The following is a 14678-nucleotide window of genomic DNA, read 5'->3' on the forward strand; positions in this document are numbered from 1 at the left end:
CCTGAGTAGCATTGGTGTGCTAAAGTCGATACAAGATGAATCGTTTTATATTTAAGCAAGTGATAGACCGATTCTCTAATGATCATTGGCAAGCTGACACAGGTAAGTGATAATTTGCCGTTTTAACCATTTCGAGGTATTTATGACCACACAACGTATGAACAACCCTGATAGCGCTACTGCCCAGGAAGGCTTTAGTTGGCGCATCTTTGGTCCTGGCATTCTGATGGCAACGGCTGCCATTGGCGGCTCGCATTTAATTTCATCAACGCAGGCGGGTGCTATCTATGGCTGGCAGCTGGCAATCATGATTATTTTGGCCAATGTCTTCAAGTATCCGTTCTTTCGTTTCGCGACAGATTATGTCTATGACACAGGCGAGAGCTTAATCGCTGGCTATGCCAAACGCTCAAAAGCCTATCTGTGGATTTACTTTATATTATCCATTTTATCAGCCGTCATCAGTACTGGCGCAGTCTCTTTGATCGCCGCAGTGATATTGGGCTTTATGCTCCCCGCCTCCCTCGGGTTATCAACGATGGCGTTGTCGTTAATCATCGTTGCCGTTTCTTGGTTCTTTTTGATAGCAGGACATTATAAGCTGCTCGATGGCCTGACCAAGTGGATTATGATTGCGCTGACGACGGCGACCGTTGCTGCCGTGATTATTGCTGCTGGCAAGCCGACAGTGATGACCGTTGACTTTGTTGCTGCCTCTCCTTGGAATTTGGCGACCTTGGGTTTCATCGTCGCGCTAATGGGCTGGATGCCAGCGCCGCTCGAATTTGCCGCCATTACCTCTATGTGGACGTCTGCTAAAGTCAAAGCCGACCATACAACCAAGCGTCAAGGGTTACTGGACTTTAATGTTGGTTATTCAATTTCTGCTATTTTGGCGTTGTTCTTTTTATCGCTTGGTGTTTTTGTGCAATATGGCTCGGGTCAAGAGATTGAGCTGGTCGGCGGTGCGTATATCAATCAGCTGATTAACATGTATACCGCCACTATTGGTGAATGGTCGAGATTACTGGTCGCCTTCGTCGCCTTTATGTGTATGTTTGGCACCACGATTACCTGTGCGGATGGCTATGGTCGCGCCAATGCAGAGTGCTGGCGTTTGATTAAAGGCGAAAGTGAAATCACCAAAAAACAAATTGCTTTTTGGACGACCTATGCCATCGGTGGTGGCTTGGTTATTATCACTTTCTTTACTGGACAATTAGGCTCTATGCTCAAATTTGCCATGATATCCGCTTTTGTCTCCGCGCCTATCTTTGGCTGGTTAAACTACTCGTTGGTTCGTAGTCATCAAAAACTATCGGCAGGCATGAATGCGCTATCAGTTGCAGGCTTAGTCTTCTTAGGCGGCTTTGCGCTCCTATTCCTAGCTAATTTGGCGGGTCTGTTTGGTTAAACAAACACTGACAACCTAACGCGTCTAGTCGTATGTCATAAAAGCCCTAATAGCTGAGTTATTAGGGCTTTTTTAATGGCTATTGATAAATAGACAAAGCGATAATGCTTCCAATAATTGTAACTAAATGTAAAAAATTAGTAATAAGAATTTTGATTGCTTGAGAAAAATGAATAGTTAGCCAAGAAGATCGTTATAAAATACATAATGCTATTCGTATTATGAATAATATTAAATTTGATACATTGACTTATTAAAATAAATAAAAAATAATTCAATGCGTAGCCTTTGCAGGGGTGATTAATTGGGTATAATCAATAACAACAAAGATAAAACTATCCCTCCACGTAAGGACTACGACATGACCTCACCATCCGCTGGCGCGCGCTTCCGCAGTGCAATGAAACAAAAAAATGATAACAATCAACCATTACAGATCGCTGGCGCGATTAACGCCTATACAGCGATGATGGCGACGCAGGTCGGTCATCAGGCTTTATACCTCTCTGGGGCTGGCGTGGCCAATGCCTCATTCGGCTTACCTGATTTGGGTATGACTAGCCTTGATAATGTCCTAGAAGACGCCCGCCGTATTACGGATGCGGTTGATACGCCGCTGCTTGTCGATATTGATACTGGCTTTGGTGGCGCATTCAATATCGCCCAAACCATCAGAAAAATGGAAAAAGCAGGCGTGGCAGCGGTACATATCGAAGATCAAGTCGCTCAAAAGCGCTGCGGTCATCGCCCAAATAAAGAAATCGTTAGCATCTCAGAAATGGTTGACCGCTTAAAAGCCGCTCTTGATGCCAGAACGGATAAAGACTTTGTCATCATGGCTCGTACTGATGCCTTATCTGTTGAAGGACTTGATGCAGCCGTTGAGCGCGCTGTTGCCTTTCAAGAAGCGGGCGCTGACATGATCTTTGCAGAAGCCTTAACCGATATCGAGATGTATCGTAAGTTTACTGATGTGCTTGATATCCCAGTACTAGCGAACATGACAGAGTTCGGTCAGACGGATCTATATACTACGGAGCAATTATATGCTGTCGGTGTTGATATGGTGCTGTATCCACTATCAGCTTTTCGCGCGATGAACAAAGCGGCATTAAACGTTTATCAGCATCTATTGAATGATGGCACCCAAGACAAAGTTGTGGATACCATGCAAACCCGCATGGAGCTGTATGATTTCTTGAATTATCATGAATTTGAGCAAACGCTAGATAACTTGTTCGCTGATAATAAGTAGTTAGTCATTAATAGTTAGCACCTGGCAACGCCGTAGAGATAGATCACCTTTGGGTGTTTTTATCTCTATGAAATTCGTCTTTATTTAATTTTAGGTTATTTATGTCATTTTTTAATTCTAGTTCTGTTGTAAAAGCTTCACTACTTAGCAGCACGCTTGCCGCTTTGTTATTCACAACAGGCTGTGATAAAACACCAGAAACCGCTGATGACACGACCAGTAATGCAAGTGACGTTGCTGTTGCCGATACGTCTGCTGCACAGCCAGCCAGTCAAGATGATCTTGTGATGACGACAATTACGTTAGATACCGTCAACAGTCTGTTGTTCGCCCCGATTATCACTAGCGGTGCGCTCAGTGCAGAGCAAGTAAGCTGCCTTGAATCGCGTGACAAAGACTTGGGCAAAGCCGAAGTCGATAGCTTCTATAAAAGTCAGTTCACTGATGCTGAGTTAAAAGAGTTGGATAACTTTTATACCTCAGATGTAGGGGAAAAGTTGATTGCTTTTGGCAATGAGCAATTGCGCGTCATGAATGGTGAGGAAGTTGCAACGCCAATGGCTGATCCCACCCCAGAAGAAATGACTGAAATCCAAACCTTTATGGAATCACCGCTTGGCGTCAAGTACATGAAAATTAACAATGCAGAAGGCGCAGGCAGCGCGATGGAAGTATTGAATGTGCCTATTGAAGCTGAGTTTGAGCGTTGCAATGTCGATTTAGATGATACACAGCCTGAACAGCCTACATAGCTGTCAGTCAGCGATATAGTAAGTCATAAATTAACGGTAAGAAATACTCCCTTTTCAATTCAAAAAAGCTACCCACAAAAGGAATTTAATCATGGCAGCACAGAACCCATCAACAAAAGTATTGTCAGGCGCAGGACTACGCGGTCAAGTCGCTGGCAAGACCGCTTTATCTACCGTTGGCAAATCAGGCTCAGGCTTGACGTATCGCGGTTACGATGTGTCAGAGTTGGCAGACAAATGCATCTTTGAAGAAGTCGCCTATCTATTGCTTTATGGCAACCTGCCTACTCAAAGTGAGCTTGATGCGTATCAAACCAAGTTAAAAGGTCTACGTGGTCTATCACAGCCGCTAAAAGACGTGCTTGAGCGTATCCCAGCTGACGCCCATCCGATGGATGTCTTGCGTACTGGCTGCTCTATGCTCGGTAACCTTGAGACTGAAATGAGTTTCGACGAAGAAAACGACCAAGCTGATCGTATGCTTGCTGTTTTCCCATCTATCATTAACTATTGGTATCGCTTCACGCATGACAATGTACGTATCGAAACCGAGACGGATGATGAAACCATCGGTGGACATTTCTTACATCTACTAAAAGGTGAGAAACCAAACGAGCTACATACCAAAGTAATGAACGTTTCGCTTATTTTATACGCTGAGCATGAGTTCAACGCTTCAACCTTTACTGCGCGCGTCTGTGCCTCTACCCTATCTGATATCCATTCTTGTATCACTGGTGCAATTGGTACCTTACGTGGTCCTTTACATGGCGGTGCCAACGAAGCCGCGATGGATATGATTGAAGGCTTTAGCTCACCTGATGAAGCTGAAGAAGAAATGATGGGAATGCTGGCTCGTAAAGACAAAATCATGGGCTTTGGTCATGCCATCTATAGTGAGTCAGATCCACGCAATGTCGTGATTAAAGGTTGGGCGGAAAAACTGGCCGCTGACGTTGGTGATGAAGTGCTGTACCCCGTATCAGTACGCTGTGAGGAAGTGATGTGGCGCGAGAAGAAGCTGTTCTGTAATGCGGACTTTTTCCATGCGTCTGCCTATCATTTCATGGGTATTCCAACCAAACTATTCACACCTATCTTTGTCTGTTCACGCTTGACGGGCTGGGCATCTCATGTATTTGAGCAGCGTGCGAATAACCGTATTATTCGCCCAAGTGCCGAATATACTGGTGAAGAGTTGCGTTCTGTACCAGATATGAGTGCCCGTTAATTTAGCACTTAATGTTGAGTAATTTTTAGCTTGGTAGGGTGTGTTCCATCGTATTAATAACGACTTTCAGGTATACAGGTCGCACCCTACCTTTTCTTATTCTTACCTTTATTTCCCTTGCAAATTTATACCGTTTTTTTAGCAAAGCCTGCCAGCACTACTAATGACAACATTAGCGATAACAACGGCATAGCAATGATTTTGCTAAAAAAATTTTAACCTAAATTAATCAGCCAACCGCCGAAGGTGACTTATGGACAACGCCCTAGTACAACCCATGAATGAGCAATTCAAAAAGCCATTACCTGATACGGATTTATATTACTTTGATACCCGTGAAGCCGTTGAGAATATCGAAGTGGGTGCATATGACAAACTACCGTACTCATCCAAAGTACTGTGTGAAAACTTGGTTCGTCGTTGCCCACCTGAAGACTTAACTGCCGCATTGACCCAGCATATTCAGGGTAAGCAAGACCTTGATTTTCCTTGGTATCCGGCTCGCGTCGTCTGTCATGATATATTGGGTCAGACAGCGTTTGTTGATTTGGCGGGCCTGCGTGATGCCATCGCTGAGCAAGGCGGTGACCCATCGAAAGTAAACCCTATCGTTCCTACTCAGCTCATCGTTGATCATTCACTAGCTGTTGAGCATGCCGGCTTTGAAGAAGACGCGTTTGAGAAAAACCGTGCCATTGAAGAGCGCCGTAACGATGACCGTTTTCACTTTATCAACTGGTGTGAATATGCCTTTGATAACGTCAACGTCGTACCGCCTGGTAACGGCATCATGCATCAAATTAACTTAGAGAAAATGTCGCCAGTGGTACAAGTCGTAAAAGGCAAAGACGGTCGTGAAGTGGCCTTTGCTGATACCCTCGTTGGTACGGATAGCCATACGCCTATGGTTGATGCCTTAGGTGTTATCTCAATCGGTGTTGGCGGCTTAGAAGCCGAGAGCGTCATGCTGGGGAATCCATCCTATATGCGCCTGCCTGATTTTGTTGGCGTAAAATTAACTGGCAAACTGCAAAAAGGCGTTACTGGTACTGATTTAGTCCTCGCCATGGCTGAGTTCCTACGCAACGAAGGCGTGGTCTCTACTTATATTGAATTTTTCGGTGATGGCGCACGCCAGCTAACCGTTGGTGATCGTGCTTCTATCTCTAATATGACCCCTGAATATGGCGCAACGGCAGCGATGTTCTATATCGATGAGCAAACCATCGATTATCTGCGCCTTACCGGTCGTAGTGAAGCGCAAATCAAACTAGTCGAGCAATATGCCAAGCAAACTGGCCTATGGGCTGATGGCATGGAAAACGCCGAATACGCGCGCGTCCTTGAGTTTGACTTGTCAGCAGTCGTACGTAATCTGGCTGGCCCTTCGCGTCCACATGCACGGGTATCGACCACGGATTTGGTTGCCAAAGGCATTGCTCATGGCGCTGACGAAAAACTACCTGAACCAAAAGACGGTCTGATGCCAGATGGCGCGGTTATCATTGCTGCCATTACCAGCTGTACCAACACCTCTAACCCTCGCAACATGGTTGCCGCAGGCCTCGTCGCCCGTAATGCCAATGCAAAAGGCTTATTACGTAAGCCTTGGGTAAAATCATCGTTAGCGCCCGGCTCTAAAACCGTCAAGATGTACTTAGAAGAAGCTGGTCTCATGTCTGAGATGCAGCAAATTGGCTTTGATGTGGTTGGCTTTGCTTGTACCACCTGTAATGGTATGAGTGGCGCGCTTGATCCTGATATCGAAAAAGAAATCATCGATAATGATCTATTCACCACCGCAGTTTTATCAGGCAATCGTAACTTTGATGGTCGTATCCATCCGTATGCCAAGCAAGCCTTCTTAGCATCACCACCATTAGTTATCGCTTACGCAATCGCGGGTAATATTCGCTTTGATATCGAAAAAGACTCATTAGGCCAAGACCAAAATGGCAATGAGGTTTACCTAAAAGACATCTGGTTCGACGATGATGAAGTGGATGCTATCGTGGCAGAAGCCGTGAAGCCTGAACAGTTCAATGCCGTCTATATTCCGATGTTTGATGAGGCCAAAAAAGACACTGGTAAAGCATTAAGCCCATTATACAACTGGCGTGATCAGACTACTTATATCCGCCGTCCGCCGTATTGGGAAGGCAAAATGGCAGCGATGAACAAATTAAAAGGTATGCGTCCGTTGGCAGTATTGGGCGACAATATCACGACCGACCATATGTCACCATCGAATGCTATTTTGGGTGATTCAGCGGCTGGTGAATATCTTGATACCATGGGCTTGCCTGCCGAGGACTATAACTCGTATGCCACCCATCGCGGCGATCACTTAACGGCACAGCGAGCAACTTTTGCCAATCCTAAATTGCTTAATGAAATGGTACGTGATGAAGACGGTGAAGTCATCCAAGGCTCACTGGCGCGCGTAGAGCCAGAAGGTCAAGTCATGCGCATGTGGGAAGCGATTGAGACCTATATGAACCGTGAGCAGCCGCTCATCATCATCGCAGGTGATGGCTATGGTCAAGGCTCAAGCCGTGACTGGGCTGCCAAAGGTGTGCGTCTCGCTGGTGTCGAAGCCGTCGTTGCTGAGGACTTTGAACGTATTCATCGTCAAAACTTAGTTGGCATGGGCGCGCTACCTTTACAGTTCGAAGAAGGTACGACTCGTCATACTTTAAACATTGATGGTTCAGAAACCTTTGATGTCACGGGCGAAGTCTCTGCTGGCGGGTTGATGACGCTAGTTATTCATCGTACTGATGGCACTACTACTGAGACACCTATTATCTGCCGTTTAGATACTGCTGACGAAGTAAAAATGTACAACGCTGGCGGTATGCTACAACGCTTTGCTAAAGAGTTTATCGAAGGGACTTTAGATATTGTCTAAGGGTATCCTGTAGTTTTTAGCGTGATAAGCAGCAAAGTATAAAAATCGCCGATGTTGTATAACCTGTTTATATGACATCGGCTTTTATTTGCTAATGTTAAAGCTTAGTTCAAAACATGGTTTGCACGCTACACACTGAGCCTTCTTACTTATATCTTAATATTGAAAAACAGCTAAATATTGAGTTTGCTTCACCAATAGCGTAATATGTACTATATACTGTACAAGTTATAGAGTATGTCATGAAAGGAGTAAGCCATGAGAGTCGTTAGTTTTTCAGAAGCCAGAAAGCACTTAAAGTCCGTCCTAGACACGGTAAATGATGATGCCAACGCCACTATCGTGACCCGCCGTGACGCTGATGATGCAGTGGTTATGTCATTAGACTATTACAATAGTCTGATGGAAACCGTCTATCTATTAAAATCTCCTGCCAATGCAGTACACTTAGCGGAATCTATTGCCCAATATAAAGCTGGCAAGACTGTTACGCGTGAGCTAATTGACACGGCAGAAGGCAGTGATAAAAGTGACGGTAGCAGCGATGACAATGAGCATACGGATAGCAATATTGAGAATGCTTGAGCTCAAAGGCTTTAATAAACGTAAAAGGTCTGATAATGAGTGAGCAATTAGCATGGACAGATGCTGCGTGGAAGGACTATTTGTACTGGCAGACACAAGACAAAAAAACACTCAAACGTATCAATAAGCTCATCATCGAATGTAAGCGTAATCCGTTTGAAGGCATTGGTAAGCCTGAGCCCCTAAAAGAGAATCTATCAGGGTTTTGGTCCCGACGCATTGATGACGCCAATCGTTTGGTCTATGCCGTCGATGATAATTACCTCACGATTATTTCTTGTCGCTATCATTATTAATGAGCGTTCTTAGTCGTTAGGGTTTGTTTGTCGATTAAACTACACCCAATCTTATAACCATATAAAAAGGACTTAACACAGTGACCCAAACCAATTCTAAATCAGAACCAACATTCGCCCCACAAATCTCAGTTCCAGCTACCTACATGCGCGGTGGCACTTCAAAAGGCACTTTCTTTAAATTATCTGATTTACCTGAGCGCTGCCAAGTCGCTGGCGAGTCACGTGATAAGTTTTTGCTACGTGTCATCGGTAGTCCAGATCCTTACGGTAAGCAGATTGATGGTTTGGGCAATGGCAGCTCTAGCACGTCAAAGACGGTTATTTTATCGGCTTCTGATAAATCAGATCACGACGTGAACTATCTGTTTGGACAAGTCAATATCGCCAAGCCAATGATTGATTGGGCGGGAAACTGTGGGAACTTAACCGCGGCCGTTGGTGCTTGTGCCATTAATATGGGTCTAGTTGATGCTGACAAAATTGCTAGCAGCATCGATGAAGGTGCTGAAAGTGGTATTTGTGAAGTACGCATTTGGCAAGAGAATATCGGTAAAACCATTATCGCCCACGTGCCTGTGTATCAAGATGAGCAAGGCAAGGTACAAGTTCAAGAGACGGGCGATTTTGAATTAGATGGCGTGACCTTCCCAGCTGCTGAAGTCAAAATTGAGTTTATCGACCCTGTAGATGCCACTAGCGATATGTTCCCTACTGGCAACTTGGTCGATGACTTCGATGTAACTGGCTGCGGTCTAGATGCTGATAGCGTCAAAGCCACCTTTATTAGCGCAGGTATCCCAACCATTTTTATGAAAGCCGAAGATTTGGGCTTTATCGGTACTGAATTGCAAGGTGATATCAACAGTGACGGTGAGCTACTTGCCAAGCTGGAGAAAATCCGTGCCACAGGCGGCGTGGCAATGGGATTGTTTAAAGATGTGAGCGAGGCGCAGACCAGCCAGCACATTCCTAAAGTGGCTTGGGTAGGCGCAGCACAGAGCTATACGGCCTCTAGTGGTAAATCGGTCGATGCAGACGAGATTGACTTAGTCGTACGTGCTATGAGTATGGGTCAATTGCATCATGCCATGATGGGTACAGCAGCAGTTGCTATTGCTGCCGCGGCAACCACACAAGGCACGCTCGTCAATCAAGCGGCTGGTGAAGGTCAATCTGAAAAGCAGCTTAATGAAGTACGTTTTGGTCATCCATCAGGTACATTGCTTGTCGGCGGAAAAACTGAACTGGTTGATGGACGCTGGCAAGCCAAAAAGGTATCGATGAGCCGCTCTGCTCGCCGTATCATGGTTGGTGAGGTTTTTGTGCCAGCGGATGCTTTTTAAACGTTAACTCTCGTCTCACCATATATCATTAACATCCCACCTATAGTAACTAATGCTAAGCCAGCGATTTTATAGATATCTATCGCTTTAACCTCTAAGCCAAACAATCCAGTTTGGCTTAGTATCAGGGCAAAATACATTTGCCCAAGAAACACCCAAAGCAGCGTATTCCCTGCGCCTATCTTTGGCGCGGCAATGAACATGAATAAGATATAAAAACTGCCCAAAAATCCTGGCAACCACATCCACCACGTCGCGTTTTCGATCATTGGCGGCTTGATACCTCCGCTCATTATATACGATAGTACTAAAGAAGCTAATGCACCTCCTAAGTATAAATAAAAGGTAGATTGTATTTGAGAGGCTTGTGTACTTTCTCGAAAAGCATTGACGATAGCCAGTTGCAGCGGAACAATAGCACCACCTAAAAGGCTGATTAAGACGTAAGGAAGGATTTTCAAACGGTATTCACCAAAATTAAATAAAAAATGTCTTTATATAATACTAAACTTTATTTCAATAATTTAATATAAATACGATTTAGTGAAATATTAATACCTATGAGTTAAGCGTTTATGCCAAATTCTCCCCAACCGAGCCGCGTGTCACTAGATAAGCCACTAGACAAGAAACCTCCGATCAAGAAAACTGAACGGCGGGCGTTGCTGTGGGATATTTTAAAAAAACTGGCAGTATTTGCCGCGCCTTACAAAACCTTAATTATTGCCACTTTAATATTAACAGTGCTTGGCTCGTTTACCGCTCAGGTCAACGCCTTTGTACTGCGTTATACCGTTGATACCTTGACCGAAATTGCCACGCTTGCTGATCCATGGCAGGCTGGTCTACACATGCTCGGCATCATTAGTGCGGTGCTCTTGACCAAAGAAATACTGTCGATATTTATCTCTTTTGGTCAGCGCTTTTTTGGCGAAAAGATTCGTATTAACTTGTCTCGCGACTTGTCCCAAAAAATCATTGAGCGCATTCTTACTTATCGCATGGCGTTTTATACCAGTAGCGAAAACGACAGCGGCAAGTTGCAAACCCGTATCGATTATGGCGTCAGCAGCTTAACCAGTTTAGTGCAAAACTTCTTTATCGATATGCTGCCGCTGTTTGCCAGTGCGATCGTCTCACTCATCATTATGTTTTCGACCAATTTTTGGATAGGCTTAGTTGGTCTTATTATCATTCCGATATATTTCTTCATCAGCCAAAAACAAGCGCGGCGTCTGCAAGGCTTCCGTCGTCAGATGCGTGGCTATAGAGAAGCTAAGAGTGGTTTGGTTATCTCGCTGATTAACTCTATCAGCGTAGTAAAATCCTTTGTCCGCGAGTCCATCGAGGCTGAAAAGCACTTAGCCATTCAAAAAGAGATGACCGACAATCAGCTGCGTATTCGCAGTATCGGTTTTATTTATGATGCGATAAAGACCTTTATCGAGCAGATTGGTGTGGTGGTTATCATTCTTCTCACGGCTTATTTTGTGTTACAAGGTGAGATGACGATTGGCATGATTTTGTTTCATGTCATGCTGTTCCAAAACGTCGCGGCCCCTATCCGTCAATTGCATCGCATCTATGATCAGATTAATAACGCCCTGACCTATGCCGAAGGGTTTTTTGAGATATTAGAAGATGACGAGCAAGTTGAAAATATCACGGGCAGAAGTAGTAAAGATTTAAAAGGTCACATTGAGCTAAAAAACGTCGATTTTACCTATCCTAATGGTACACAAGCACTAAAAGATGTCAGCTTTACTATTAAGCCAAATCGTATCACTGCACTGGTGGGCTTAAGTGGTGCTGGCAAGAGCACGATTATTAGCTTATTGGTAAAATTTTACGCGCCGGATGCTGGCATGATATGCTTAGACGGGCATAATTTAGCCGACTGCGATACGCATGAATTGCGCCAACATATCGGTTTGGTACTACAAAGCAATCATATTTTTTCCGGTACGATTAGCGAAAATATCCGTTATGGTGATATGAATGCGACTGATGAAGATATTATCATAGCAGCAAAAAAAGCCTCCATCCATGAGCAAATCATTAATTTATCTAAAGGTTATGAGAGCACCGCAAAATCCCTATCAGGCGGTCAACAGCAGCGTATCGCCTTGGCAAGGATGTTTTTAAAAGACCCACCTATTGTGTTTTTGGATGAGCCAACTGCCAGCCTCGATGCCATCGCTAGCCAACAAGTTAAGAAAAGCCTAGATCTCATCAAAAAAGATCGAACCGTGATTATGGTCTCACACAATATTGCCCAAATCATCGATGCTGATGACTTGGTCGTGATAGAAGATGGTCGCGTGGTTGAAACCGGTACGCACGAGGCACTTTATGCCCAGCGTGGCAAATACTTTGAAATCTTTAGCGCCATGTCGGATAGTCTAAACTTAGATAAGATCAGCCAGACCCTAAACGGTTAGGAATGGTTAATACCTGCCTAAATCGTTATAATGCCCATTATTTTACCGCCTATTGCCAGAAGCTAGCCCACTATGACTTGTGAATTTTCTATAAAAACCTTTGACGAGCTGACCGCAGTTGATCTCTATCATATTTTAAAAGCGCGCTCGCAGGTCTTCGTTGTCGAACAAAACTGTGCGTATCAAGATATGGATGAGGTGGACTTTGATTGTCTGCACTTAGTTGCGCATAAAAATGAAACGTTGATTGGCTATTGCCGCATCATTCCACCTGAATTCAATAAGCTGAAGTCCAATTTGTCGGTCGCCGATCCCGCCGTTAAGACCAATCATACGTCTATGCCTGCCATCGGTAGAGTGCTGGTATTATCAGAGCATAGAGGGGACGGCCTAGCACGGCAGATGATGAATCAAGCCATTGCGCATTGCCGCAAAAAGTATGGTAAGAAGCGCCCGATTATACTCTCTGCACAGGCTTACTTACTCAGCTTTTATGAGTCTTTGGGTTTTGTACCTGAAGGCGAGCATTATCTTGAAGACAATATCGAGCATGTAAAAATGGTGCTATACGTTGCTAAGAAAAACAAAGTCAAAAAAGAGAGCACGGATACCGCGACAACGACGACCAAAATTTTGGGATTTTTGCTGTTTATTATGGCCGCTTTGTTTATTTTAGGTCTGCTGTATTTAATGATTTAAACGGCTGCTAACGTCTTAATTCTTAACATAATTCAATTTGGTTGTTCCATATTGAGTATGCTACTTTTAAATGATGACTGCTTTAAAAAGATAACCAAGATAATTGGTTAAAGAAGTAGCACACTCAAGGAAAAGGAGACGACCATGTCAAATACCAACTCAGATACCACCCATTCAGATATAAGTAGTGCGACAGTAGAAAGCAACGTCCGTCCAGAATATGACGATGAAATTCAAAAAATCGCCGACTATGTTTTAACTTACTCTATCGATAAAGACTCCGAAAACAGTGATGACGCTTGGAGTACTGCCCGTTACTGTTTAATGGATACACTGGGCTGCGGTCTACTGGCGCTACGTTTCCCTGAATGCACCAAGCACTTGGGCCCCGATTGCCCCGATCAAATCACCCCAAATGGCGCGCGTGTGCCCGGCACGAATTATCGCCTCGACCCTATCAAAGCCGCCTTTGACATAGGCTGCATCGTACGCTGGCTAGACTATAACGATACGTGGCTGGCGGCTGAATGGGGACATCCGTCAGACAATCTCGGTGGTATCTTGGCGGTCGCAGATTATATTAGTCAGCAAAACGTCAGCCAAGGTCGCGCGGCGCTCACCATGAGAGACGTGCTCGAATCGATGATTATGGCGCACGAAATTCAAGGCGTACTGGCACTAGACAATTCCTTTAACCGCGTTGGGCTTGATCACGTATTCTTAGTAAAATTGGCCTCAACTGCGGTCGTCGCCAAGCTCTACAATCTACCGCGTGAGCGCATCATGGCGGCTATCTCACAAGCCCTCGTCGATGGACAAGCACTACGCACCTATCGTCATGCGCCCAATGCAGGGAGCCGCAAGTCTTGGGCAGCAGGTGACGCGACCAGCCGTGCGGTACGCTTGGTAGATATCACCAAACGTGGTGAGATGGGTATTCCTGGGGCACTAACCGCACCGCAGTGGGGATTCTATGATGTGTTGTTTAGCCACACCAATAAGGACTTAGCCACCAAGCCCGAAAACGAGCGTCGCTTTACCTTCCAGCGTGACTTTGGCAGCTATGTCATGGAAAACATCTTATTTAAGATAAGCTTCCCCGCTGAGTTTCACGCGCAGACGGCATGCGAGGCGGCCGTTATTTTGTACCCACGTATCGAAGATAGAATTGATGACATCGAAAAAATCGTTTTGACGACCCATGATTCAGCGATTCGCATCATCTCAAAACAAGGCGAGCTTGCCAATCCTGCTGACAGGGATCATTGCTTGCAATACATGGTGGCTGTGCCGTTGCTCACAGGAGACCTAATGGCAGAAAACTATGAAGACGATTATCATGAGCAGCATCATATATTGATCGATGAGTTGCGCAGCAAGATGGTGGTAGAGGAAGATCCGCGGTATTCAAAAGACTATCATGACCCAAGCAAACGTTCGATTGCCAATGCCATTCAAGTGTTCTTTAAAGATAGCACCAGTACCGATAAGGTCGCTGTAGAATATCCTATCGGTCACAAACGCCGCCGTGAAGAAGGTTTGCCTGTATTAGAAGCCAAGTTTCGAGCCAGTCTGGCGACGCGCTTTATTGACAGTCGCTGCGAGGCTATTTTTGCATTATGCAGCGATCAAAAACGTTTGGAGCAGACACCCGTGCATGAGTTTATGGACTTGTTTATGGCGAACTAAGCATTTGCTCACCTAGAGATTTACGCTAAATTTATCCTTGTCTTATCAATAAAATAGGG

The 14678-nt window shown here is 44.9% G+C and carries 11 protein-coding genes and 1 pseudogene; 11 read left to right on the forward strand and 1 reads right to left on the reverse strand.

Annotated features, from left to right (window positions below):
* Positions 1-142: 142 nt before the first annotated feature.
* The 8 genes and pseudogenes from ACTQ9T_RS05260 to prpF all read left to right on the forward strand — a co-directional run bounded on the left by ACTQ9T_RS05260 (position 143) and on the right by prpF (position 9790).
* Entirely contained in the window at positions 143-1414 is a 1272-nt protein-coding gene (locus tag ACTQ9T_RS05260; protein WP_440464294.1) for an NRAMP family divalent metal transporter, read from the forward strand.
* Positions 1415-1775: 361 nt separating this feature from the next.
* Positions 1776-2669, forward strand: a complete 894-nt coding sequence (gene prpB / locus ACTQ9T_RS05265) for a methylisocitrate lyase (RefSeq protein ID WP_010200405.1) — start codon at positions 1776-1778, stop codon at positions 2667-2669.
* A 101-nt stretch (positions 2670-2770) separates the two neighbouring features.
* Positions 2771-3421, forward strand: a complete 651-nt coding sequence (locus ACTQ9T_RS05270) for a DUF2059 domain-containing protein (RefSeq protein WP_440464295.1) — start codon at positions 2771-2773, stop codon at positions 3419-3421.
* 91 nt (positions 3422-3512) lie between these two features.
* A complete protein-coding gene (prpC, locus tag ACTQ9T_RS05275; protein ID WP_189582089.1) occupies positions 3513-4652 on the forward strand; it encodes a bifunctional 2-methylcitrate synthase/citrate synthase in 1140 nt (379 codons plus the stop codon).
* A 277-nt stretch (positions 4653-4929) separates the two neighbouring features.
* On the forward strand, positions 4930-7563 hold the full coding sequence (gene acnD, locus ACTQ9T_RS05280) for a Fe/S-dependent 2-methylisocitrate dehydratase AcnD (RefSeq protein WP_440464467.1): 2634 nt from the start codon (positions 4930-4932) through the stop codon (positions 7561-7563).
* 258 nt (positions 7564-7821) lie between these two features.
* A pseudogene (locus ACTQ9T_RS05285) lies at positions 7822-8079 on the forward strand (type II toxin-antitoxin system Phd/YefM family antitoxin); the annotation flags it as partial.
* Between the two features lie 104 nt (positions 8080-8183).
* Positions 8184-8444 (forward strand): Txe/YoeB family addiction module toxin, encoded by a 261-nt coding sequence (locus ACTQ9T_RS05290; RefSeq protein WP_180958073.1) that lies wholly within the window; start codon positions 8184-8186, stop codon positions 8442-8444.
* An 80-nt stretch (positions 8445-8524) separates the two neighbouring features.
* Positions 8525-9790, forward strand: coding sequence for a 2-methylaconitate cis-trans isomerase PrpF (gene prpF, locus ACTQ9T_RS05295; RefSeq protein WP_440464296.1), 1266 nt, complete (start codon positions 8525-8527; stop codon positions 9788-9790).
* Here prpF and ACTQ9T_RS05300 read toward each other — a convergent pair.
* Positions 9787-10251 (reverse strand): DMT family transporter, encoded by a 465-nt coding sequence (locus ACTQ9T_RS05300; protein ID WP_010200434.1) that lies wholly within the window; start codon positions 10249-10251, stop codon positions 9787-9789. The genes prpF and ACTQ9T_RS05300 overlap by 4 nt on opposite strands.
* 114 nt (positions 10252-10365) lie before the next feature.
* Between ACTQ9T_RS05300 and ACTQ9T_RS05305 the strand changes: the two genes are divergently transcribed.
* The 3 genes from ACTQ9T_RS05305 (at position 10366) to ACTQ9T_RS05315 (ending at position 14619) form a co-directional block, all read left to right on the forward strand.
* Positions 10366-12231, forward strand: coding sequence for an ABC transporter ATP-binding protein (locus tag ACTQ9T_RS05305; protein ID WP_440464297.1), 1866 nt, complete (start codon positions 10366-10368; stop codon positions 12229-12231).
* 72 nt (positions 12232-12303) lie between these two features.
* A complete protein-coding gene (locus ACTQ9T_RS05310) occupies positions 12304-12930 on the forward strand; it encodes a GNAT family N-acetyltransferase (protein WP_010200440.1) in 627 nt (208 codons plus the stop codon).
* Between the two features lie 144 nt (positions 12931-13074).
* The gene (locus tag ACTQ9T_RS05315) at positions 13075-14619 is read left to right on the forward strand and encodes a bifunctional 2-methylcitrate dehydratase/aconitate hydratase (RefSeq protein WP_440464298.1); all 1545 of its coding nucleotides are present in this window, start codon (positions 13075-13077) and stop codon (positions 14617-14619) included.
* Positions 14620-14678 lie beyond the last annotated feature (59 nt).

This window comes from Psychrobacter sp. ASPA161_6 (assembly GCF_051970285.1).
GTDB classification, from domain to species: Bacteria; Pseudomonadota; Gammaproteobacteria; order Pseudomonadales; family Moraxellaceae; genus Psychrobacter; species Psychrobacter glaciei.